Raw genomic sequence first — 21,427 nt, forward strand, 5'->3', positions numbered from 1 at the left:
GTTACAGGGAGTGTTTGGGCACTATTTCGGGGTCCGGCGTGTACCGGACCGACGCCGCAACGTCGAAGACATCGCGGAGCAGTTCCTCGGTCACGACCTCGTTGGGCGGCCCCCAGTCGTAGAGTTCGCCGTCGTCCATCGCCACGAGATAGTCGGCGAAGCGCGCGGCCTGTGCGATGTCGTGGAGTACCACCACGATGGTCACGTCCCGCTCCTCGTTGAGCCGCGTCACCGTCTCCATCACCCGTAGTTGGTGGTGTAAGTCCAGAAACGTCGTCGGTTCGTCCAGCAGGAGCACGTCTGTGTCCTGTGCCAACACCATGGCGATGAAGGCGAGTTGCTTCTGTCCGCCCGAGAGGGTGCCGACGGGTTCGTCCCGCAGGTGGTCGACGCCCGCGAGGTCTATCGCCCGCTCGACGGCCTCGTGGTCGGCCTCGTCGGTCGACTCGAAGAAGCCCCGATACGGGTAGCGACCGTGGTAGGCCAGTTCCTCGACGGTCACGCTCCCGGGCGCGTCGTTCTCCTGTGAGAGGTGGCCCAGTTCGCGGGCCAGCGCTTTCCGGTCGTAGCGCTGGACGCGCTCGCCGTCGAGCAGTACCTCGCCGTCGTCCGGGGACAGCTGCCGGGCGAGCGTCTTGACGAGCGTACTCTTGCCGCTGCCGTTCGGGCCGACCAGCGCGGTTATTTCGCCCTCGGGGATGTCGAGGCGTTCGAGCGCGACGACCGGCTCCTGTTCGGCCGTGTAGCTGACCGACAGGTCGGTCGCCGCGAGCGTGCTGTGTCGGTCGGTTCCGCTCTCCGTCGCCGTCTCGGTTTCGTGCGTTTGCATCAGATATCACCCAGCCGTTCGCTCCGCCGCATCAGGTACAGGAAGTACGGCCCGCCCAGCAGTCCCGTCACGATGCCGACGGGGAGCTGGATGGGCGAGAGCGCCAGTCGCGCCCCCACGTCCGCCGCGGTGACCAGCGCCGGACCGACGAACAGACACCCCACGAGCAGCCGCCGGTAGTCGCTGCCGACGAGGTTGCGCACGAGGTGCGGGACGACGAGGCCGACGAAGCCGACGAGGCCGGCGACGGCCACGGCGACGGCCGTCGTGGCGATAGCCAGCGCCGACAGCCCGAACCGGACCCGCTCAACGTTCATCCCCAGCGAGGTCGCGGTGCGCTCGCCCAGCAGGAGGACGTTCAACTGTCGGGAGCCGGCCAGCGCGAGCGCCAGCGAGAGCACGCTCCACGGGAGCGCCGTCCGGACCTGCTCCCAGTCGGTCCCGGTCAGCGAGCCGGTCAGCCACGACAGCGCCGTCTGGACGACGCCGGTGTTGCCCGCGAAGAAGAACAACCCCATCTGGAGGGATTGCCCGACCGTGGCGACGATGATGCCCGCGAGAACGAGCCGGACGGGGTTGGTCCCGCCCTTCCACGCGATGCCGTAGGTCAACAGGAAGGCGACGGTCCCGCCGGCCGCCGCGACCGCCGGCAGGTACGCGGTCAACACCGGCGCGAGGATGAGCGCCACGAGCACCGCCAGGCCGGCCCCGGCGCTCACGCCGAGGACGTACGGGCTGGCGAGTTCGTTGCGCGTGACCGCCTGAAAGATGGCTCCGGCGACCGCGAGGTTCGCACCGACGATGAGACCGACCACCAGCCGCGGAATCCGTATCTTCCAGACGATGAGCGTCTCGTTGGACACCTCCGGAAACGGGCCCCCCAGCAGGAGGTTCGCCAAGACCTCCGGCCGCGTGACGACGGCGGGGTCGAATATCGACCGGAAGACCGTGCCGGGGGCCATCGGGTAGGAACCGTACCGAATCTGCATGAATCCGCCGACGACGAGGACGGCGAGGCTCCCCGCGACCACGAGCCCGAGGTCGCGGTCGCGGAGCGCCTGCCACCCGTTGTCGGGCCTGTGGCTCCGGGCGTCGGCGGCTACGCCACCGTCAGTGCGAGGGCTGTCGGTCATCCGTCGGCGTCACGCACCCGCGACGATGTCGGCGATGCGGTCGCGGTCGAACAGCGTCTCGTCGCTCGTGACCGCGCCGAACGTGTCCGGGAACAGCTGTTGGGCCGCTCGCTCGGTGAGGAAGAAGTTCTGAATCGGCCCCTGATGGAGGAATCCGCCGCGGTAGACCCGGCCGTTCTGGACGGCGGTCAGTTGGCTCGCCACGTCGTGGTCCTGCATGTAGCCGAGGACGGTGTCGCGGAACTCCTGTGGCGACTTGCGCTCGTGGCCCCGGACCAACACCACGTCGGGGTCGATGTCCAGCATCGCCTCGTAATCCACCTTCCCGCGGTCGTTCGTGCTGAGACCCTCGACGCCGGTGCCGGCCAGGGCGTCGGCGACGCCGAGGTCGTGCCACTGCTTCTTGCTGGTCCCTTGGTCGGTCAGCCGGTACGGCGAGAACTCCTCGGGCTCGTCGGCGGCCGCGTAGGTCAACAGCGCGTTCGGTCGCTCGCTGGCCGGCGGCAGGTCGGTCTGGATGTCGGCGATGAACTCGTCGTGGTACTCCTTCATGGCCTCGTAGCGGTCGGTCGCCTGAAACACCTGCGCGACCTTCTCGAAGGCCTCGTACAGCGAGTAGTAGCGGTAGTCGTGCCACGAGTCCTCGCGGCGGAAGACGAGGTTCCCGAAGAAGGGCGCGACGTTGTCCCGAATCTCGGCCACGTCGGACTCGGACCAGCCGAACCAGTTTATCATCATCTTCGGGTCCATCAGGTGGATATCGTTGTCCAGTCGGTAGAGGGGCTCTTTCGGAATCGTGTCGCCGAGCAGTTCGTTCTCGGTCAGCAGCGACCGGTCGACGCTGAGGCCGTCTAGCTCGTCGTAGACGTAGGTGTAGTACCGGTCGGCGTAGCCGATGCCCGTGATGCCGTCAGCCCGGCCCAGCGCGACCGCCATGTCGGCGTAGCCGCCGTCGTAGGCGATCCACTTCTCGGGGACCGAGTCGAACGTGACTTCCCCGGTCGGGGCCATCGTCACGGAGTACGGGGTATCGGCCGGCGTCCCCGTACTCGCCGAGCCGTTGCCGTCAGTCCCGATGTCCGCGTCGCTAGCGCTCGATTCGCCGGCACACCCGGCTGTCAACCCCGTCAGTGCAACGCCACCGGCCTTCACGAAATCGCGTCGTTCCATGGTTGTTTTAGGCCCACCTAATCGTATTAAACCTTCTCATCTGCTGAAGTTCCCACCCGGATTCGAGTGAAACGAACGGGCGCGGTCGGCGAACAGCGTTCGGCGCATCGCCGGTGGGGGTGCCGGCCGTCGGTGTCAGTACTGCGCCCGGGCCGCCGCGGCCCACGCCCCGCCGCGCTCGACGTTCCGGGGGCGGCGGCGCTTCCCGAACCGGTCGAGGCGACCGGCCAGCGCCCACTCGGCGACGTGGTCGGTGGTATCGTCCGCTTCCGCGGTCGCCGCGGCCGCCGCCCGCCGCCGGTCGGTGACGTGCGCGCCGACGGCCGCTGCGATGGCCGCCGCCTCCGTCGCCGTCGCGTCGTCCGGGACCGACAGCGAGCGGTCCGGGGCGGCGGCCGCGACACCCTCGCCGGACTCGGCGGCCGACCCATCGTCGGCCGCGGGGGCGTCGAGCGTCGCCATCACAGCGGGATGTTGCCGTGGTCCTTTGGCGGGCTGTCCTCGCGCTTGCGCGAGAGCATGTCGAGGTCGTCGATGAGGCGCTTGCGGGTGTCCTTGGGCTCGATGACGTCGTCGAGGTACCCCCGCTTAGCCGGGCCGTAGGGGTGGGCGAACTCCTCGCGGAACTCGTCCATCAGCGCCTGTCGCTTGGCGTCCGGGTCGTCGGCCTCGGCTATCTCGTTGCGGTAGAGGATGTTGACCGCGCCCCGCGGCCCCAGCACCGCCATCTCGGAGCCGGGCCACGCGTAGTTCACGTCGCTGCCGAGGAACTTCGAGGACATGACGATGTAGGCCCCGCCGTAGGCCTTCCGGACGACCACCGAGAGCAGCGGCACCGTGGCCTCGGCGTAGGCGTAGATGAGCTTCGCGCCCCGGCGGATGATGCCGTTGTGCTCTTGGTCGGTCCCGGGCATGAACCCCGGCACGTCGACGAACGAGAGGATGGGGATGTTGAACGAGTCACAGAAGCGGATGAAGCGCGCGCCCTTCTCCGCGGCGTCGATGTCGAGCGTCCCAGCGCTCACGCGGGGCTGGTTGGCGACGACCCCGACGGCCTCCCCGTCCATCCGGGCGAAGCCGACGACGAGGTTGCGCGCCCAGTTGCCGTGGACCTCGAAGAACGACCCCTCGTCGACGATGCTGTCGACGACCTTCGTCATGTCGTAGGGCTTGCGCGGCGCGGACGGGACGATGTCGGTGACCTCCGGCACCTCCCGCTCGGGGTCGTCCCACGGTTTCAGGCTCGGCGGGCGCTCCATGTTGTTCTGCGGGAGATAGGAGAGCAGTCGCCGGATGTTCTCCAAGGCCTCCTCCTCGGAGGGGTACGAGAAGTGTGCGACGCCGGATTTCGAGGAGTGTGAGCCCGCCCCGCCCAGTTCCTCCTTCGAGACCTGCTCGCCGGTGACCGTCTCGATGACGTCGGGACCGGTGATGAACATGTGGCTCGTGTCCTGTACCATGAAGGTGAAGTCCGTCAGCGCCGGCGAGTAGGTCGCGCCGCCGGCACAGGGCCCCATGATGGCCGAAATCTGCGGGATGAGGCCGCTGGCCTTCGTGTTGCGCTCGAATATCTTGGCGAAGCCGACCAGCGAGTCGACGCCCTCCTGAATCCGCGCGCCGCCGGAGTCGTTGAGTCCGATGACGGGGACGCCGTTCTCGATAGCCTTGTCCATCACCTTGCATATCTTGTCGGCGACGACCTCGCCGACAGAGCCGCCAAGCACCGTGAAGTCGTGGGCGAACAGGAACACCTTCCGGCCGTCGACCTCGCCGTAGCCGGTGACGACGGCGTCGCCCGCGAACCGCTTCTCGTCCATGCCGAAGTTCGTCGAGCGGTGCTCGACGAAGGGGTCGACCTCGTTGAACGACCCCTCGTCGACGAGGAAGTCGATGCGCTCGCGCGCGGTCATCTTTCCCTTCTCGTGTTGGGACTCTATTCGGGCCTCGCCTCCGCCCAGTTCCGCCTGTCGGCGCTTCTCGCGCAGTTCCTCGACAGGGTCCGATACGTCCGTGTCGTCCTCGTTGGGGTCTTCTTGCTGGCTCATGTTACCACTCCATCCCGCCGTTGACGCCGAGTACCTGTCCGGTCATGTAGCTGGACTCCTCGCTGGCGACGAAGCGGACGATGCCGGCGATGTCCTCGACGGTGGCGAACCGGTCCAGCGGTATCTCGCGGAGAATCTTCTCCTGTACTCGCTCCGGAACCTCCTCCAGCATGTCGGTCTCGACGAACCCCGGCGCGACGCAGTTTGCCGTCGACCCGGTGTGGGCCAACTCCAGCGCGAGCGTCCGGGTGAACCCGAACAGGCCGGACTTCGTCGTGGCGTAGTTGGCCTGCCCGATGTTGCCCTGCTGGCCGACGACGCTGGAGATGTTGATGAGTCGCCCGTGGTCGGCCGAGCGGATGTCGTCGTAGAACACGTCGGTGCAGTTGAACACGCCGCCGAGGTTCACGTCGATGACGGCGTCCCAGTCCTCGCGGGTCATGTGTTCGAACTTCTTGTCGATGGTGATGCCGGCGTTGTTGACCAGCACGTCGACGGCCCCGAACTCGTCGTTGACCTGCTCGCGCATCGCCGCCACCTCGTCGTGGTCCGCCACGTCCGCCTGCGCGGCGATGGCGTCGCCGCCCGACTCGCGTATCTCCGAGACGACCGCGGCGGCCTCCTGCTCGGAGGAGCGGTAGTTGACGACGACGTTCGCCCCGTTCGCACCGAGGTCCGTGGCGATGCCGCGGCCGATACCCCGCGACGACCCCGTTACGACACAGGTCTGGTTGTCCAGATTCATGTTCGGTTGTGACCCCCGTCTCGTGGTGCGCTCATCTCTGCCCTAAGTGGCTTGGCACAGCCAGATAATAGTTCGCCTTATACTGGGTTAATCGCCGACGCGGGAATATAAAGTCAGCCTGTCCGAGAGTCGATACGTCGAGCGAGTGACGAACACACGTGGGAAAATTTTATCGTGCAGTCCATCCAACGCGGTCTTGCTGTCCGTTCGAGGGAACGACCCGGCCGCGCCATCGTCGCGGCGTCGAGTCGGATAGCGACAGACGGTGCCTCTGACATCGCTCCGTCTGCTGACGGGTTCCGTGGCGCGTTCCACGGTACTCATCTTTCCCGGAGAGCTACGGCTCGCTCCGACTGATACGTATCTCGTGGGCCTCGATATCCTCGTAGGCGGCTACCTGCCCGCCCACGTCGACATCCCCGTGGTCGGTCTCGACGACCAGCGTCGCCACCTCGCGGTTCGAACTGAACGACGCCTCGCCGACGCGGCCCTCGACGACCCAGTTCTCACCGCTCGTCACGTCGCGACCCTCGATGGACGCGTAGAACTCCCCGTCGATGGCCGTGAGGTCCGAGATACAGCGGCGTATCGTCCCGTACCGGCGGGGGAACTCGATGCCGTGGTCAGCCGTGGCGACGGTGTCGGCCGTCGTCCAGAGGACAGTGTTCAGGAAGCCAGAGACGAGAAAGCCAAGCTCCGAGCGGTTGAAGATGACGCCGTACTTGTCGGTGTCGCCCCGGATGGCCTCGCGCGAGGCGTACAGCGAGTAGTTGCCGTCGGCGACGGCGACGATGGGCGTAGTGATGCCCCGCCGGACCTTGGCCGTCGTCGCGAGAGAGCCGTAGTCGAACGTCTCGGTGTCGGGGGCCTCCGAGGCGGGCGAGATGAGCAGTTCCGTCGCGATGCCCTCGGTCCGCCGGTCCCGTAGCTCCGACTCGACACGCCGGAGCAGCGACGGCGTCAGCGAGAGCGTCAGTTCGTACTCCGCGGCGGCGATGATATCGTCGAGGTAGCGCAGAATCGTCGGCCGAGACTTGACCAGCGAGACGGCCTCCGGCTCACGCGCCGGGGCGGTGTAGCGGTCCGCGAGGTCGTCGACCAGCGAGTCGAGCGAGCTCTGGATGTCGTCGAAGGCCTCCCGCGGGTCGATAGCGAGGACCTTCATCGGCCGCGACTCTTTCAGTTCCACCAGCCCCACGTCGCTGAGGCTCCGGACCGTGTCGTAGACACGCGGTTGTGGGATGTCGGTGTTGTCCGATATCTCCGACGCCGTCAGCTCCCCGTGTTCAAGGACGGCCAGATACGCCGTCACCTCGTACTCCCCGAGATTAAACCGTGAGATGACCTGTTCGAGTGCCGCTTCCAGGTCGTCGCTTGCCATGCTGAGCCGTTCGCCGGTAGCCTACTAAGAGCTTCGGCCTCGGGCGGTCACTGGACGCGAGGGCGGTCCGCGTCCGCCATCTCGCGATTGCGGAGCGCCTCGCCGTTGGCCCGGTCGAACAGGTGGACCGCCGACTCGGGCAGTTCGACGGCGACCCGCTGGCCCGCGTCGACGCTTTTCATCCCGTCGATGACGGCCGTGAACGTCTCGTCGTCCGGTGCCGCGTCGAACGCCAAGTGGATGACGTTCTCGTCGCCCATCGGCTCGATGACGTCGACCGTCGCGTGGTAATCGTGTGCCGACTCGACGCTCGATTTCAGCACCACGTCCTCGGGTCTGACGCCGAACATCAAGTCCGTCGCGGTGCCGAGTTGCGACACCGTCTGGTCCGAGAGTTCGTAGTCGAATACCTCGCCGGCCAGCGTCGTCCCCTCCCGTTCGACCGGGAAGAAGTTCATCGACGGCTCGCCGATGAAACCGGCGACGAAGAGGTTGTTGGGCTCGTGGTAACACTCCAGCGGCGTGCCACACTGCTGGAGTACCCCCTCGTCGAGGATAGCGATACGGTCGGACATCGTCATCGCCTCGACTTGGTCGTGCGTGACGTAGACCGTCGTGGTGTCGAGGTCCTCTTGGAGGTGCTGGAGTTCGGTGCGCATCTCCGCCCGGAGCTTGGCGTCTAAGTTCGCCAACGGCTCGTCCATCAGGAAGACCTCCGGGTCTCGGACGATGGCCCGACCAAGCGCCACCCGCTGTTGCTGGCCGCCCGAGAGCTCGTCGGGCTGGCGGTCGAGCAGGTCCTCGATGCCCATCATCTCGGCGGCCTGCTCGACGCGCTCGTTTATCTCCGCGTCGGGCATGTCCGTGGACTCCTCCAGCCCGAACGCCATGTTCTCCCGCACGCTCATGTGCGGGTACAGCGCGTAGGACTGGAACACCATGGCGATGTTTCGGTCGGTCGCCGGGACGTCGTTCAGCACCTCGTTCCCGAGGCGAATCTCGCCCTCGGTGATGGTTTCGAGCCCGGCTATCATCCGCAGCGTCGTCGACTTGCCACAGCCCGAGGGACCGACTAACACGAGGAACTCCCCGTCGTCGATGTCGATATCCACGTCGTCTACCGCGACGATCTGTTCGCCGTCGTCGTCGTACACCTTGGTTACGTTGTCGAGTGTGAGCCCTGCCATCGCTTGTGTCCCCATTTGATCGCTTCGTGTTTATCGTTCTGCCGCCTCGGGCCGGTCCCGGGGCGAGTGCCGTCTGAAACGGCCGAACGACGCCGTATATAGCTATCGCTTGCGCGTCGCGCACCGAAAAAAGCGCGTTCGGGCCGCGGTCCTACTGGCTGTAGGCGTCGGCGAGTTGGTTGACGACCTCGTCGTTCGAGGCACCGGAGATGAACGACGAGATGGCCGACGTGACGCCGGAGGCGATCTCCGGCGGCGCGGCCAGCCCGTGGGCCAGCGACGGCGGCTGTGCGTCGCTGTTCTGGAAGTCCTCGATCTGGTCCGAGGAGAACTGGTTGAACGGCTCGGTGGAGACGTCCGACCGGGGCGGAATCGCGCCCTTGCCGGGGCAGAATATCTCCTGTGCCTCGGCGGTCCCGACGAAGCGACACCACAGCGTCGTCGCTTCCGGCGACGGGTTGTCGATGGGGTAGGGGAACGAGTCCATGTTCAGCATGTAGTTGCCTTCGGTCCCCGGGAACGGCACGTAGTCCCACTCCTCACCGTAGGTGAGGTCGTTGGTGATGTACGTCCCGGCCGCCCAGTCGCCCTGATGGAGGAAGCCGGCGTCGCCGTTGATGACGCCGGTGTTGGCCTCGGTCCAGGAGATAGAGCCGGCGTCGCTGGGGTAGAACTCGCTGTAGTCCCGAACGATGTCCAGCGCGTCCTCGATGGCGCTGCCGTTGTTGTCGATGTTGCCCTCCTCCCACGTGGCCGCGTAGGTGTCGGCGTCGGTGATGCCAAGGTACACCGTCGCGAGCAGTTGGACGGTCGACCACGGGGAGTTGGTCTGGTGGGCCATCGCGGTGTAGCCGGCCTCGTCGACGGCCTCCAGCGCGCCAACGACCTCCGAGGGGTCCGAGAGGCTCGTCGGGTCGACGCCCGCGTCCTCGACGACGCTGACGTTGTAGAACAGGTTGTTGATGCGGTGGATGTTCAGCGGTACCGTCACGTAGTTCCCCGCAGGCTGAGCCGCGGACTTGGGGCCGGCCAGATAGGCGTCTTTCATGCCGTTCTGGTCCCAGACGGACTCCTCGATGTCCTCGAGCAGGTTGGCGTCCGTGTACGGCGTCAGCGCCGCACCGGGCCAGTTCTGCCACGTGGAGGGGTGGTTGCCGTTCTGGATGCGGGTGCGGATGTTGGACTGGAGGTTCTGTCCGGCACCGCCGGCGATGAGGTTGTCGTCGAAGTCGACGAACGGGTACTGCTCGGTGAACGCGTCCATCACCGACTGGATGGCTTCGAGCCCGTCGCCCTCGCCCCACCAGTGGGCGACTTCCAGCGCGTTCGTCGTCGTCTGGGTTCCGCTGTCGCCGTCGGAGCTACCGCCGTCGCTCCCGCCGCTACCGCCGTCGGAACCGCTACTACCGCCGTCCGAACCGCCGTCGCCACCGCCGCCACAGCCGGCCAGCGATGCCGCACCGGCCGCACCGGCGATGCGCAAAGCGTTACGTCTCGTGAGTCGTTTGTCAGAGGCTTCGTCAGTCATGGTTGCACCAATACCTCACTATTTCGTATCGAGGATTGCCACTTAATACTTCTGTATGACAACAGTCCGTATTTCACATTGATTCCTGAGCGAGTAAATCGGCTTCCATCCGTGGGTTTCGAGCGGTCAGACTGTCTTCGTCCGATTACTTCGCAAACTGAGGAGTGTCGCATCGAGTCGGGAGACGGCGACGAATCGGGACGGCGAGACGACGCTACAGCGAGTCGAACTCGACGACGGCCTTTATCTGTTCGTCGTCGTCGACGAACGCGGGGGCGACGTTCTCGGGACCGACGACGGTCGTGACGAGGTCGTCGAGGAGCCACTCGGGCATCGCTTCGAGCGTGTCGACGGCCGACTCGAAGTGTTTGACGTGGGAGTTGACGGTGCCGACGAGACACTTGTTGTGGAGGACGAGTTCGTTGTGGAGCGCCCCGCCGTCGACCTCGAACTCCCACGACTCGGGGATACCCAGCAGGGCACCGACGCCGTTCGGGGCCAGCGCCTGCACCGTCTGGAAGGCGTGGGGGGCGAACCCAGTCGCCTCGTAGACGTAGTCCATCGGCTCGTGAGCGTCGGGCAGTTCGTCGACCGGCGTCTCGCGGGAGTCGACGTAGGTTCCGCCGATTTCCTCGATAAGGTCGACCGTCGGGTCCGGGCGGTCGCGGCGGCCGACGCAGTACGTCCGGCGGAACTCCTGTTGGAACATCCAGAGGGTGAGCAGGCCGAGCGAGCCGTTCCCGAGGACGCAGGCGGCTTCGGGCCGCCACTCGAAGGGCTCCCGGGTGGCGTAGGCGTGTTCGTTGGCCTTGGCGGTGATGGAGATGGGCTCGACGAACATCGCGTGTTCGGCGATGGCCTCTGGGACGGGGACGAGGTTGTCGGCCGGCGAGGTGAAGTACTCGGCCATGTAGCCGTGGCCGCCGACGATACCGCGCTCGACGTACTCGCCGGCGGGGGCCATGTCCGGTTCGCCGCGCCGGAAGTACTCGTTGGTCTCGCCGTTTGGCTTGCGCCGGACCGTCGGGACGACGACCTGTCCCTCATCGAGACCGGTCCCGTTCGGGTCGGCGACGACGCCGACGGCCTCGTGGCCCAGCACCATGTAGTCCTCGCCCTCGGGGTAGCCGCCGTGGGCGCCGCTGATGACCTCGTGGTCCGTGCCGTCCACGCCGACCCGGAGCGTCTTGACCAGCGCCTCGCCCGAATCTGGTTCGGGCCGGGCTACGTCGAGTAACTCCGGTTCGTCGCCGTCTCTGCGCACGCCGATAGCCTTCATGATATACTGTGTGTGAGAGTACGCCGGATTAAATCTTTCTTCCTTTCCGAGATAATTCTTCGATGGGCCGTCGCTGGCCGGTCAGTAGAGCTGTCGCTCGCGCTCCTCGCGGTCGGCCTCCTGCTCCCGCTCGGCCTGTTCCTGTCGCCGCCCCCGGCGATATCGGACGATACCGGGCAGTATCTTGTTTTTCAGGTCCAAGCCGAACGACACGACGCCGTAGGCCCAGAAGAAAAACAGGACGACCATCCCGCTCCAGTAGACCGTGGCGACGAGATGCGAACTCATCAGTCGTCGGACTCGGCCTCGCTGCCGGCGCTTTCGCCGCCCAGCCCGACGGGGTCGAGTCGGTGGGTGAGCGCCTCGCCAGTTCCGGTGTCGAACAGGTGGGTCTTCCGCCGGTCGACGACGACCTGTATCGCCTCGTCCTCCGCGATGTCGGCGTCGGGCTCGATGCTCATCAGGAGCTGGTCGTTCGTCGCCTGTTCCTGAGACATCGACGTCTCGCCGTCGCCGAGCAGGAGGTAGGCGAATATCTCGTCGCCCATCGGTTCGAGCACGTCCGTCGACGCGGCTATCTCTGCTGAGGGGTCGGCCAGCGAGCCGGCCTCGTCGGCCGGATAGACGTCCTCCGGTCGGATACCGAGCGTCACCCTGTCACCGACGCCGACGCCGTCGACGCCGGCCGGGTCGAACGCGAGGTCGAAGTTCTTGGTCTCCAAGGCGGCGTCGGTCACCTCGGCCTCGACGAAGTTCATCGACGGTGAGCCGATGAAGCCGGCGACGAAGAGGTTGTCAGGCTCGTTGTAGCAGGTCAGTGGCGGGGCTATCTGCTGGAGCCGTCCGTCGTTGAGGACGGCGATGCGGTCGGACATCGTCATCGCCTCCTCCTGGTCGTGGGTGACGTAGATGATGGTCGTGTCCAGTTCCTTGTGGAGGCGCTGGAGTTCGGTCCGCATGTGGACCTTGAGCTTGGCGTCTAGGTTCGCCAGCGGCTCGTCCATCAGGAACACGTCGGGCTCACGGACGATGGCCCGGGCGATGGCGACGCGCTGGCGCTGGCCGCCGGACATCTCGTCGGGCATCCGGTCCAACATCCCCTCCAACTGGACGATGTCGGCGGCCCGTTCGACCCGGCGGTCGATCTCGTCCTGCGGGTAGTCCCGCAGGCGCAGGCCGAAGGAGATGTTGTCGTAGACGTCCATGTGGGGAAACAGCGCGATGTTCTGGAACACCATCGCCACCCCGCGGTCCTTCGGCGGGAGGTTCGTCACCTCGCGATCGCCGATGAATATCTCACCTTCGGTGGGGATGGTCAGCCCGGCGATGGTCTCCATCGTGGTCGACTTCCCACAGCCCGAGGGGCCGACGAAGCAGATGAACTCGCCGTGGTCGATGTCGAGGTTCATGTCGTCGACGGCGACCACGCCGCCCTCGCCGTCGTCGTAGCGTTTCGTGACGTGTTCGAGTTTGACTCGTGCCATGTGTTTACTCCTTGAGTGCGCCAGAGGTCAGCCCGCTGACGATGCGCTCCTGTGCGACGATGACGAGAATGACGACGGGGAGGACCCCGACGATGCTCGCGGCCGCCATCAGGTTGAACTGCGTCGTGTACTGCGTCTGGTAGCTGAGGATACCGCCGACGATGGGCGACCAGTTGGGCGCTTCCGGCGAGGTCGCCATGATGGAGCTGAAGAAGTACTCGTTGTAGACGGAGATGAACGTCAGCACGGCCGCCGTCGCCACGCCGGGGGCCGACAGCGGCATGATGACGCGGAACAGCGCACCGAGTCGGGTCGTCCCCTCGACGCGCGCGGCGTCCTCCAAACCGTCCGGAATCTGGCCGTAGAACGTCGTGAGGATGAAGATGGACAGCGGCATGAACAGCGCGCTGAACGGCATTATCATCGAGCCGGGGGTGTTCAGCAGCTCCGGCGACGTGAACAGCGCCACGTCGGTGAACGGAATCGTGACCGCGTTGCCGGCGAAGATGTCGTACAGCGGGACGACGAAGGCGGCCGGCGGGAAGTAGCTGATGGCGAGGATAGCGAGCATCAGCACCGCCCGGCCGGGGAAGTCGAGCCGGCCGAAGACGTAGCCGGCGAGGCTCGCTACCACGAGGACGATGACGGTCGTCGTCACGGCCAGCGCGAAGCTGTTCAGCATGAACAGGTGGAAGGGGACCTGCTCGAAGACGCCGATGAACGACGCCGCGTTGAATCCCTGTGGCACCGGGAGCGGGAACGTGAACTCCGCTCCGAAGAGGTCCACCTGCGGGAGGAAGCCGCCGGCGGTTATCTGGCTGGTCGGCGTCACCGCCAACACGAGCAGCCAGTAGAAGGGAAACAGCGTGGTGACGATGAAAAACACCATCGCGGCGTAGAACAGGGCGCGGTACACCCGTTCGGGGTTCTGAATCGCGCCGGTGACCCAGCGCTGGAGCGGGCCGCCCGATTCCTCGTCGAGTTGCTCTGTCGGTGTCGCCATGTTATATCGCGTCCTCCCCTTGCCAGACGATGATGACCATCACCACGAGGCCGATGATGACGGCCGTGGTGAAGGCGATTGTCGACGCCGCCGCGTTGAAGCCGTTGAAGAAGGCCTCGACGACCATACACGACAGCGACGGCACGACGGTACAACTGGAGACGGTGTCGATGATACCGTAGACCCGCATCGCCTGCACCGACCGGAACAGCACCGCGACGCCGATGGTCGGCAGGATGAGCGGGAACGTTATCATCCGGAACTGCTGCCACTTCGACGCGCCCGCGACGCGGGCCACGTCGTAGAGGTTCCGGTCGATGCTCTGGAGTCCGGCGAGGATGAGCAGCGCCATGAACGCCGAGGTCTTCCAGATGTCGGCGAGGATGATGACGAACGTCGCGCTGGCCGGGTCGTTGAGCGTGTTGGTCGGGGCCAACAGCCCGAGGTCCGCGAGCGGCGGCGTCGCGAAGCCGACGCCGGGCAGGAACATCAGATAGAATATCATCCCCTGAATGACGATGGGGACGGCCCACGGGATGATGATGGCCGCACGCACCCACCGCCGCCCGTAGAAGTCCTGGTCGAGGATGAGCGCCTGTCCCAGCCCGATGAGCGTCTCGAAGAAGACGCTCACGACGGCGAAGATGATGGTCACCACCAGCGCACTCGTGATGAGGCTCTGGAACGCGAAACTCGTCGGGAGGAACGTCGGCTGTCCGGGGAGATATCGGTCCATCTCGCCCGTGAAGAGGTCGACGTAGTTCCCGAAGCCGACGAATCCGCCCAGCCCCGTGAACGTCTGCTCGAACAGCGATAGCTCGAACGTCCGCAGCAGGGGGTAGATGGCGACCGCGCCCAGCAGGAGAAACACCGGCGCCAACAGGAGGTACGCGTACGCCGTGTCGCTCAGGTTCTCCATCCAGCGCGTCACCGACACGAGAACGCCCGACCGACGGGACTTCCGTCCGGTGCCTGCCGTGTCAGTACTCATGGGCTACGCCCCTCGTTGAGTCTGGTGTGCCATGTATGATAATGATGGACAGGGTTTGTAAAGCTAGCCGCCCGGCTCAGGCCGAGGACTCGATGTCCGAGAGGCTGTTCTGGAGCGTCGCCATCGCGTCGCTCGAAGAGACCTCCTGCCCGACGGCGCGGTTGGCCTGCTGGGCGATGGAACTGGACTCCTGACTCCAGACCGCGGTGACGGGCCGGGCCATCGTGTTCTCACCGGCCACACGCAGCGTGTCCATGTAGCGGCCGACGACGGGCACGTTTCGGGCCTCGCTGGAGTTGAACAGCTCCGGCCGCGGCGGGAGCCACCCCTGAATGGACAGCAGTCGGAGCGCGAAGTCGGGCTGCATCGCGGCGCGGATGACCTCGACGACGGCGTCCTGCTGCTGGCTGTTGGGGTTGACGGTCATGTGCCAGCCGCCCAGCGCCGACGTGGTGCCGCCGGTGCCGGGCTGTGCGGCCTCGCTCTCCGGGACGGCGTACGGAATCGGCATCGCGCCGAGGTCCTCGCCCAGCACGGGGTCGTCGGTCTCGTCGGGGCTCCGGCCGGTCAGGGCCAGCGAGTAGGGCCAGTTGCGGTGGAACACCGAGTTGCCCTGCGCGAACGGTGCGCGGGACGGCTCCTCTATCCACCCTAAGACGTCCGTCGGCGTGAACCCGCCGGCGTAGCCGTCGAAGGTGCCGCCGAAGTCCTCATCGTGGACGAACTTCCGCATCATGTTGAGCGAGCGGATGGTCTCGGGTTCATCGACCGTGATGGGCCGTTCGCCGACCGGGCCGAAGAGGTTGTCCCGGCCGCCGAAGTACGCGCCGCCCCACGAGGACATGACCTCGTTGAACGTACAGCAGGCGGTCCCCTCGTAGATGTCCCACTGCGTCGTGAACCCGTAGTCCACGTCGGCGTTGTCGAGGGTGTCGGCCGCGACGTTGGACCACTCCTCCCACGTCATCGGCTCGGTCGCCCAGTTGTTCGATTCAGGGCTGTAGCCGGCCGCCTCGACGAGGTCCTTGCGGTACTGCATCGTCGGGAAGTCCGGGAACAGCGGCACCCCGTAGAGGTTGCCCGAACTCGGGTTTCGGGCGGTGTCGGTGAAGGCGCTGAAGTAGTTGTCGCTGATGTCCGAGAGCATCTCCTCGGACAGCAGTTCCGTCAGGTTCTGAATCTGTCCGCGCTGGATGAAGATGTTCGTCCAGCCGTTGTCCATCAGGAACATGTCCGGGTCGCCCTGCCCGGCGCTCAGTAGTCGGTTGTAGTTCGAGCGGGCCTGTCCGGTGTCGGACGCGCGGGGTACCCACTCGACTTGGATATCGTCGCTCAGGCCGCCTTGTTCGTGGAGCGCCTGCTTGATGGCTTCGCCGTTGTTCTGGACCGCCGTCGGGTCCATCCCCCAGCGGACCGTCGTCGTGCCGCTCCCACCGCCGCCGTCGCCGGTGGAACCGCCGTCGCCACCGTCACCGCCACCGCCGTCGCCGCCGCCGACGAGGTCGGCACAACCGGCAATACCGGCTGTCACACCTGTCGCACCAGCGGCCTGCACGAACCGCCGCCGGGAGACGCCCGTCTTTTCGCTGTCGCCTCGCGTGTCGTTGTCCGACATGTCTACCGTGTGGTTACACGGATATTACTTAAAGATTGCCCATGATTAACCACAGGTGTTGTTAATTGGGTGGCCGGGCGGCACGGAAGTGCTATTCTTCCAACAGCTGTAGCTCGAATCCAAGTAGGCGTATATAGGCGTTTGGTAATACCAAACGACTGTTTGTAGTTCGAGCGGCCGTGAACGCGTAAACTGTCGGGCTGTTTTCTCAGAAACGGACGACGGGTCGGGCTACTCGTAGTCGACGGTGTGGACAGTGATGTTGGTCGCCTCGACCTCTTCGAGGACTGCCCCCCACCCGCCGATTTCGTAGGTGTGGCCGTCGTCGGCCTTGAGCGTGGCGCTGACCCGGCCCGCGAACTGCGCCAGCGGGATGGGGTCGCGCCGACCCATGGCACTCCCGGTGTAGTCGACGGCGACGACGGTGCCGGTGAGCTCGACGGCCGCCTTCGTGTCCGTCTCGTAGCCCTGTATCGTCGCTTGGATGGTCGCGCCCTCCTCTAACAGCGGTTCGATGTCCCGGACGGCGTGGCGGAGGTCGACGTAGGTCGTCGGCGTCTCGGCCGTCCGTTCGGTGTGTAGCGTGTTCCAGATCTCCCAGAGGCAAGTCAGGAAGAACCAGTGGAAGACGTAGGTGTGGGTGCGGTCGTTGACGAGAACGCCGTACTCGCTGACGGAGTGGCGATGCGGCGCGAAGCAGGTCCACTCGCGGTCGACGAGGACGAGAAACGGCGCGGGGATGTCGCGGTGGCGGGCCTCGATACAGACGCCGTCGAGGTCCGAGGCCGTCGGCGGCACCTCGTCGGGGTCGGTGCAGACGCTCAGTTTGATGTTGACGCCCCGGTCGTGGGCCGCGGCCAGTTCGTCCCGGAGTTCGTAGAACTGCTCGACGTCGACACCGACCTGTATCTGGTTCTCCGCCGCGGCGATGAGTTCTTTGGCCCGGCCCATCACCGTGTCGAACCGTTTGACGATGCTGACCTCGTGGTCGGATATCTCGGGCTGGTTCCACCGTTCCTCGATGCTCTCGGCGGCGTCGATGAACTTGGTCGAACGCGAGCGGAGGTCTTCCAGCACGCTCTCGGGGTTGCGCGCCCGCGCCGTGAGGCTGTCCTGCTGGAACGTCTCGATGTACCCCTTCGATTCGAGGTCCCTGAGTACGTCGTAGATACGCGGGTCGGGCACGTCGCTGGACTCGGCGATGTCCGTCGCCGACGCCGTCCCCAAGCCCAGCAGCGTCACGTACGCCTCGGACTGGTACGGCGAGAGGCCGGCGTCTTCGAGGACCGTCGCGAGTTCGTCGTCGTTCATCGCTGGATGTCTTGCTGGTACGTCATCACGTCACTGTCCGTGGACACAACAGGCGAGTGCGGATACTTCGGTCGTTCGATACGAGTCCGACCCGGCGGGCGGAACCGCCGGCGGGCCACAGGTGACAGGCCCGCTGTTCGCACCCGAAGCGGACCGTGCGGCGTCGGAGCGTTCGACATACCGTTGCGTAACAACACGTGTTGTTAAAAAGTTTGTCAAGGTGTACCACGCCGCCGCGCCGAGCGAACGGGCTTTGTCGGCGGCGGTCGAACGGGTACCGGATGACCGACCTCGACTCGCTCCGCGACCCGTCCTACACCGGCGAGAACCGATGTCGACCGTGTACGCTCGTCAACGCCGCGTTCGTCGCGCTGGTGGCGCTGGCGCTCGACCGACGGAGCCACCGCCGGTTTGGCGTTGCAGTCGCGCTGTTGGGGACGGCCGCCATCTACCTTCGAGGGTACGTCCTGCCGGGGACGCCCACGTTCGCGCCTCGGCTAGTCGCGGCGTCGCCGCTGCCCGACGAGTGGTTCCACGGGGCCGTCGACGACGAAGAGGCGGTCTCGCTGGCCAGCGACGTGGACCTCGACGGGCAGCGGGTGCTGGAAGAACTGGTGACCGCCGGCGTCGTCGAGGCCGACGGCGAGACGCTGTTTCTCGCCGACGACGTGGAGAGCGAGTGGCGTGCGGAGATGGAACGGCTCGCCGACCGCTCGCCCGACGCGCTGGCGGCGGCGCTCCGGCGGACGCTCCCGGGCGTCGAGCGCACCGAAGGGCTGACCGTCGACGGCCGCGAGTTCGTCGTCGTCGGTCCCGGAGCCGGCGAACTCGTCGGCCGACCGGTCGCCGTCGCCGAACTGGCCGCCTACCGGACGCTCGACGGCCGCGTCGACGACCGACGGCTCCGGCTGGCCGCGGCGGAGTCGTTCCGGATGTTCCTCGAAGCGTGCCCCGCCTGCGGAAGCGCCCTCGCCGAGTCCTCGGACGTGGCCTGCTGTGGCGGCCACACCAACCCACGGAGTACGCCGGCCGAGACGCTCGTCTGTCCGGACTGCGAACAGCGACTGTACACGTTCCCGTCGTAGTCGCCGCGCGAAAACGGAGCACGTCGGCGGGGGTGGGGCCCGCCGGACCGCGCTGGTGACAACCATGCGGGCTGGCTGGGGAACCAGCCGCGTCGGCCGGTCGCGTGCGGGCGGTGCGTGGCGATGGCAGTGGGGTGGCACGTCGCCGTTCGAGAGCCCGTCTCGGCCGTTCGGCCACGAACGGCGAGAGTACGACCGGCCACGAATTGATAACAACTGGTGTTGTAAAACAATTTCGGGGCGCGTCCGGCCGATAGCACATCCTATTAAACCCTCCCGCTCGGACGGAGAGGTATGAAGAACATCGACGACCTCGTCGAGAGCGCCGCCGACCTCGCGGAACGGGGGCTCTCGAAGGGCGAGATAGCCGACGAACTCAACGTCTCGCGGGAGACGGCTAGCTGGCTTGTCGAGCGAAGCGGTGCCGGTGCGACGCCGACCCAGCCGACCGCCAGCGGCCCCTTCGACATCCACGTCGACTGGTCCGCAGTCGGCCGGGACAGCGCCCGCCTGCACCACCTCGGCTGTGCGATGGCGGACCTGCTCTCGAAGCAGGGCGAGGAAGTCGACCTCACCATCGGCATCGAGAAGGCCGGCGCGCCGATAGCGACCACTGTCGCCCGGGAACTCGACACGGACCTCGGGACGTACGCCCCGACGAAACACCAGTGGGACGACGACGACACGGAGGCGGTGGACGGCTCGTTCTCGCGGAACTTCGCCCAGATTCGCAACCGCGACTGCTACGTCGTCGACGACACCATCACCAGCGGCAACACGATGTCCGAGACCATCAACGCCATCCGCGAGCAGGGCGGGAACCCCGTCGCCTGCGTCGTGCTGGCCGACAAGCGCGGCGTCGAGGACATCGCCGGCGTGCCGGTCTACTCGCTGTTGCAGGTCATCCGCGTCGGGCGCGACGAGGACGACGAGTAGGCCGGCTCGGACCCGTCGCTCGCATCAGTCCAGTTCGTAGACCCGCGCCTCGTAGGGGGACAGGGAGACGGTCGCCGGGTCGGCGTCGTCGCGGTCGTAGTTCGACAACAGGAGCGAGGCCGCTTCGTACTCGACGGGCAGGTCCACCGTCGGTTCGTCGCCGAAGAAGTTCAGGACGACCAGTAGTCGGTCGGTCCCGTCCGCGCCGTCTAACGTGCGGGTGTAGGCGTACACCTCGTCGTGTTCGGGGAGCACGTCCTCGAACGCGCCGTAGACGAGCGCGTCCCGACTGTCCCGCAGGTCGATGAGCCGTCGGTAGTAGTGCAGCACCGAGTCGGGGTCGGCCTCCTCGCGTTCGACGTTGATCTCGGTGTAGTTGGGGTTGACCCGAATCCACGGCTCGCCGTCGGTGAAGCCGGCGTTGTCGCCGTCGTCCCACTGCATCGGCGTCCGGGCGTTGTCCCGCGAGCGGTACTCGACCACCTCGCGGACGGCGTCGTAGTCGTCGGTACCGGCTTCGGCCATCAGCTCCCGCGCGTGGTTGATGGCGTCCACGTCCCGCAGGTCGTCGAGCGAGGGCCACGGCGCGTTCGTCATCCCGAGTTCCTGTCCCTGATAGATGTAGGGCGTCCCCCGGAGGGTCAGGACGAACGTCCCCAGTAGCTTCGCCGACTCGCGGCGGTACTGTTCGGGGTCGCCGTAGCGGGAGACGACCCGGGGCTGGTCGTGGTTCTCCCAGTACAGCGCGTTCCACCCGTCCAACTCCGTTTGCCAGCGGTTCGTTATCGCCCGAAGCTCCGGGAGCGACCAGTCGCCGATGGCCCACCGCTCGCCGTCGTCGTAGTCCAGTTTCGTGTGCTGGAAGTGAAAGGCCATATCCAGCGGACCGTCGGCCGAGACGTAGTCGCCGGCCCGCTCGACGGTCAGTTGGGGCATCTCGCCGACGGTCATCGCGTCGTAGTTCGACAGCACTTGCTCGTCCATCTCGGTGAGGTACGTACCCATCTCCGGCCCGTCGACGAAGTGTTCGGAGCCGACCCACTCGCCGTCGGGGTCGCCGTCGGGCAGCCCCTCGGCCTTCGAGAGGAGGTTGATGACGTCCATCCGGAAGCCGTCGATGCCCTTCTCCAGCCACCACTCGATGGTGTCGAAGACGTCCCGCCGGACGGCTTCGTTCTCCCAGTCGAGGTCTGGCTGGCTCTCGTCGTAGAGGTGGAGGTAGTACTCGCCGCGCTCCTCGTCGAACTGCCACGCCGACCCGCCGAAAAACGACTCCCAGTTGTTCGGCGGGCCCTCGCCGTCCGCGGGCCGCCAGACGTAGTAGTCCTCGTACTCGGGGTCCCGTTCCCGGGACGCGCGGAACCACTCGTGGTGGGTCGACGTGTGGTTGACGACGAGGTCCATCACGAGGCGCATGTCCCGCTCGTGGACCGCTTCGAGCAGTCGCTCCCAGTCGGCCATCGTGCCGAACTCCTCGTGGATGGCGCGATAGTCGCTGATGTCGTAGCCGTTGTCCTGCTGCGGGGACTCGTAGACGGGGTTCAGCCAGATGACGTCGACGCCCAAGTCGGCGACGTAGTCGAGACGGTCGACGATGCCCGGGATGTCGCCGACGCCGTCGCCGTCGCTGTCGGCGAAGCTCCGGGGTATATCTGGTAGACGACGGCCTCTTTCCACCACGCTCGTTCGTCGTCCATACCAACGG

The 21,427-nt window shown here is 66.3% G+C and carries 18 protein-coding genes and 1 pseudogene; 2 read left to right on the forward strand and 17 right to left on the reverse strand.

What is annotated here, in order from left to right; translation table 11 throughout:
• Position 1: 1 nt before the first annotated feature.
• The 16 genes from ACV7JO_RS06665 to ACV7JO_RS06740 all read right to left on the reverse strand — a co-directional run bounded on the left by ACV7JO_RS06665 (position 2) and on the right by ACV7JO_RS06740 (position 17,701).
• Positions 2-829 carry an ABC transporter ATP-binding protein gene (locus ACV7JO_RS06665; RefSeq protein WP_470355559.1) on the reverse strand — a complete coding sequence of 276 codons (828 nt, stop codon included), beginning with the start codon at positions 827-829 and terminating at the stop codon, positions 2-4.
• Complete coding sequence (locus ACV7JO_RS06670) at positions 829-1,962, reverse strand: FecCD family ABC transporter permease (protein ID WP_470355560.1); 1,134 nt, start codon at positions 1,960-1,962, stop codon at positions 829-831. The genes ACV7JO_RS06665 and ACV7JO_RS06670 overlap by 1 nt, the downstream gene beginning before the upstream one ends.
• A 9-nt stretch (positions 1,963-1,971) precedes the next feature.
• Positions 1,972-3,132, reverse strand: coding sequence for an ABC transporter substrate-binding protein (locus ACV7JO_RS06675; RefSeq protein ID WP_470355561.1), 1,161 nt, complete (start codon positions 3,130-3,132; stop codon positions 1,972-1,974).
• A 135-nt stretch (positions 3,133-3,267) separates the two neighbouring features.
• Complete coding sequence (locus ACV7JO_RS06680; RefSeq protein ID WP_470355562.1) at positions 3,268-3,594, reverse strand: DUF8022 family protein; 327 nt, start codon at positions 3,592-3,594, stop codon at positions 3,268-3,270.
• Positions 3,594-5,177, reverse strand: a complete 1,584-nt coding sequence (locus tag ACV7JO_RS06685) for an acyl-CoA carboxylase subunit beta (protein ID WP_470355563.1) — start codon at positions 5,175-5,177, stop codon at positions 3,594-3,596. Before ACV7JO_RS06685 ends, ACV7JO_RS06680 begins: the two co-directional genes overlap by 1 nt.
• 1 nt (position 5,178) lies before the next feature.
• Positions 5,179-5,922, reverse strand: coding sequence for a beta-ketoacyl-ACP reductase (locus ACV7JO_RS06690; RefSeq protein ID WP_470355564.1), 744 nt, complete (start codon positions 5,920-5,922; stop codon positions 5,179-5,181).
• 337 nt (positions 5,923-6,259) lie between these two features.
• Positions 6,260-7,303: an HTH-type sugar sensing transcriptional regulator TrmB gene (trmB, locus tag ACV7JO_RS06695; protein WP_470355565.1), complete on the reverse strand. Its 1,044-nt coding sequence runs from the start codon at positions 7,301-7,303 to the stop codon at positions 6,260-6,262.
• A 47-nt stretch (positions 7,304-7,350) separates the two neighbouring features.
• Entirely contained in the window at positions 7,351-8,490 is a 1,140-nt protein-coding gene (locus ACV7JO_RS06700; RefSeq protein WP_470355566.1) for an ABC transporter ATP-binding protein, read from the reverse strand.
• 151 nt (positions 8,491-8,641) lie between these two features.
• The gene (locus ACV7JO_RS06705) at positions 8,642-10,018 is read right to left on the reverse strand and encodes an ABC transporter substrate-binding protein (RefSeq protein WP_470355567.1); all 1,377 of its coding nucleotides are present in this window, start codon (positions 10,016-10,018) and stop codon (positions 8,642-8,644) included.
• 214 nt (positions 10,019-10,232) lie between these two features.
• On the reverse strand, positions 10,233-11,297 hold the full coding sequence (locus ACV7JO_RS06710) for a glucose 1-dehydrogenase (protein WP_470355568.1): 1,065 nt from the start codon (positions 11,295-11,297) through the stop codon (positions 10,233-10,235).
• Positions 11,298-11,378: 81 nt separating this feature from the next.
• On the reverse strand, positions 11,379-11,585 hold the full coding sequence (locus tag ACV7JO_RS06715) for a DUF8005 family protein (protein ID WP_470355569.1): 207 nt from the start codon (positions 11,583-11,585) through the stop codon (positions 11,379-11,381).
• Positions 11,585-12,781, reverse strand: coding sequence for an ABC transporter ATP-binding protein (locus ACV7JO_RS06720; RefSeq protein ID WP_470355570.1), 1,197 nt, complete (start codon positions 12,779-12,781; stop codon positions 11,585-11,587). Before ACV7JO_RS06720 ends, ACV7JO_RS06715 begins: the two co-directional genes overlap by 1 nt.
• A 4-nt stretch (positions 12,782-12,785) precedes the next feature.
• Positions 12,786-13,784 carry a carbohydrate ABC transporter permease gene (locus tag ACV7JO_RS06725; RefSeq protein ID WP_470355571.1) on the reverse strand — a complete coding sequence of 333 codons (999 nt, stop codon included), beginning with the start codon at positions 13,782-13,784 and terminating at the stop codon, positions 12,786-12,788.
• A gap of 1 nt (position 13,785) precedes the next feature.
• Positions 13,786-14,775: a carbohydrate ABC transporter permease gene (locus tag ACV7JO_RS06730; RefSeq protein WP_470355572.1), complete on the reverse strand. Its 990-nt coding sequence runs from the start codon at positions 14,773-14,775 to the stop codon at positions 13,786-13,788.
• Positions 14,776-14,851: 76 nt separating this feature from the next.
• A complete protein-coding gene (locus ACV7JO_RS06735; protein ID WP_470355573.1) occupies positions 14,852-16,390 on the reverse strand; it encodes a substrate-binding domain-containing protein in 1,539 nt (512 codons plus the stop codon).
• A 231-nt stretch (positions 16,391-16,621) separates the two neighbouring features.
• Positions 16,622-17,701, reverse strand: coding sequence for a TrmB family transcriptional regulator (locus ACV7JO_RS06740; RefSeq protein WP_470355574.1), 1,080 nt, complete (start codon positions 17,699-17,701; stop codon positions 16,622-16,624).
• 281 nt (positions 17,702-17,982) lie between these two features.
• Between ACV7JO_RS06740 and ACV7JO_RS06745 the strand changes: the two genes are divergently transcribed.
• The gene (locus tag ACV7JO_RS06745) at positions 17,983-18,786 is read left to right on the forward strand and encodes a DUF8054 domain-containing protein (RefSeq protein ID WP_470355575.1); all 804 of its coding nucleotides are present in this window, start codon (positions 17,983-17,985) and stop codon (positions 18,784-18,786) included.
• Positions 18,787-19,080: 294 nt separating this feature from the next.
• Positions 19,081-19,722, forward strand: a complete 642-nt coding sequence (gene gfcR, locus ACV7JO_RS06750; protein WP_470355576.1) for a transcriptional regulator GfcR — start codon at positions 19,081-19,083, stop codon at positions 19,720-19,722.
• 24 nt (positions 19,723-19,746) lie between these two features.
• On the opposite strand, the pseudogene ACV7JO_RS06755 reads toward gfcR, so the two are convergent.
• A pseudogene (locus tag ACV7JO_RS06755) lies at positions 19,747-21,419 on the reverse strand (glycoside hydrolase family 13 protein).
• Positions 21,420-21,427 lie beyond the last annotated feature (8 nt).

The organism is Haloarcula sp. MBLA0138 (genome assembly GCF_055632455.1).

What these genes read in the sequence shown, in the direction of transcription:
- ACV7JO_RS06665 (WP_470355559.1), bottom strand. Translation starts at nt 829, where the DNA reads ATGCAAACGCACGAAACCGAGACGGCGACGGAGAGCGGAACCGACCGA.
- ACV7JO_RS06670 (WP_470355560.1), bottom strand. Translation starts at nt 1,962, where the DNA reads ATGACCGACAGCCCTCGCACTGACGGTGGCGTAGCCGCCGACGCCCGG.
- ACV7JO_RS06675 (WP_470355561.1), bottom strand. Translation starts at nt 3,132, where the DNA reads ATGGAACGACGCGATTTCGTGAAGGCCGGTGGCGTTGCACTGACGGGG.
- ACV7JO_RS06680 (WP_470355562.1), bottom strand. Translation starts at nt 3,594, where the DNA reads ATGGCGACGCTCGACGCCCCCGCGGCCGACGATGGGTCGGCCGCCGAG.
- ACV7JO_RS06685 (WP_470355563.1), bottom strand. Translation starts at nt 5,177, where the DNA reads ATGAGCCAGCAAGAAGACCCCAACGAGGACGACACGGACGTATCGGAC.
- ACV7JO_RS06690 (WP_470355564.1), bottom strand. Translation starts at nt 5,922, where the DNA reads ATGAATCTGGACAACCAGACCTGTGTCGTAACGGGGTCGTCGCGGGGT.
- trmB (WP_470355565.1), bottom strand. Translation starts at nt 7,303, where the DNA reads ATGGCAAGCGACGACCTGGAAGCGGCACTCGAACAGGTCATCTCACGG.
- ACV7JO_RS06700 (WP_470355566.1), bottom strand. Translation starts at nt 8,490, where the DNA reads ATGGCAGGGCTCACACTCGACAACGTAACCAAGGTGTACGACGACGAC.
- ACV7JO_RS06705 (WP_470355567.1), bottom strand. Translation starts at nt 10,018, where the DNA reads ATGACTGACGAAGCCTCTGACAAACGACTCACGAGACGTAACGCTTTG.
- ACV7JO_RS06710 (WP_470355568.1), bottom strand. Translation starts at nt 11,297, where the DNA reads ATGAAGGCTATCGGCGTGCGCAGAGACGGCGACGAACCGGAGTTACTC.
- ACV7JO_RS06715 (WP_470355569.1), bottom strand. Translation starts at nt 11,585, where the DNA reads ATGAGTTCGCATCTCGTCGCCACGGTCTACTGGAGCGGGATGGTCGTC.
- ACV7JO_RS06720 (WP_470355570.1), bottom strand. Translation starts at nt 12,781, where the DNA reads ATGGCACGAGTCAAACTCGAACACGTCACGAAACGCTACGACGACGGC.
- ACV7JO_RS06725 (WP_470355571.1), bottom strand. Translation starts at nt 13,784, where the DNA reads ATGGCGACACCGACAGAGCAACTCGACGAGGAATCGGGCGGCCCGCTC.
- ACV7JO_RS06730 (WP_470355572.1), bottom strand. Translation starts at nt 14,775, where the DNA reads ATGAGTACTGACACGGCAGGCACCGGACGGAAGTCCCGTCGGTCGGGC.
- ACV7JO_RS06735 (WP_470355573.1), bottom strand. Translation starts at nt 16,390, where the DNA reads ATGTCGGACAACGACACGCGAGGCGACAGCGAAAAGACGGGCGTCTCC.
- ACV7JO_RS06740 (WP_470355574.1), bottom strand. Translation starts at nt 17,701, where the DNA reads ATGAACGACGACGAACTCGCGACGGTCCTCGAAGACGCCGGCCTCTCG.
- ACV7JO_RS06745 (WP_470355575.1), top strand. Translation starts at nt 17,983, where the DNA reads ATGACCGACCTCGACTCGCTCCGCGACCCGTCCTACACCGGCGAGAAC.
- gfcR (WP_470355576.1), top strand. Translation starts at nt 19,081, where the DNA reads ATGAAGAACATCGACGACCTCGTCGAGAGCGCCGCCGACCTCGCGGAA.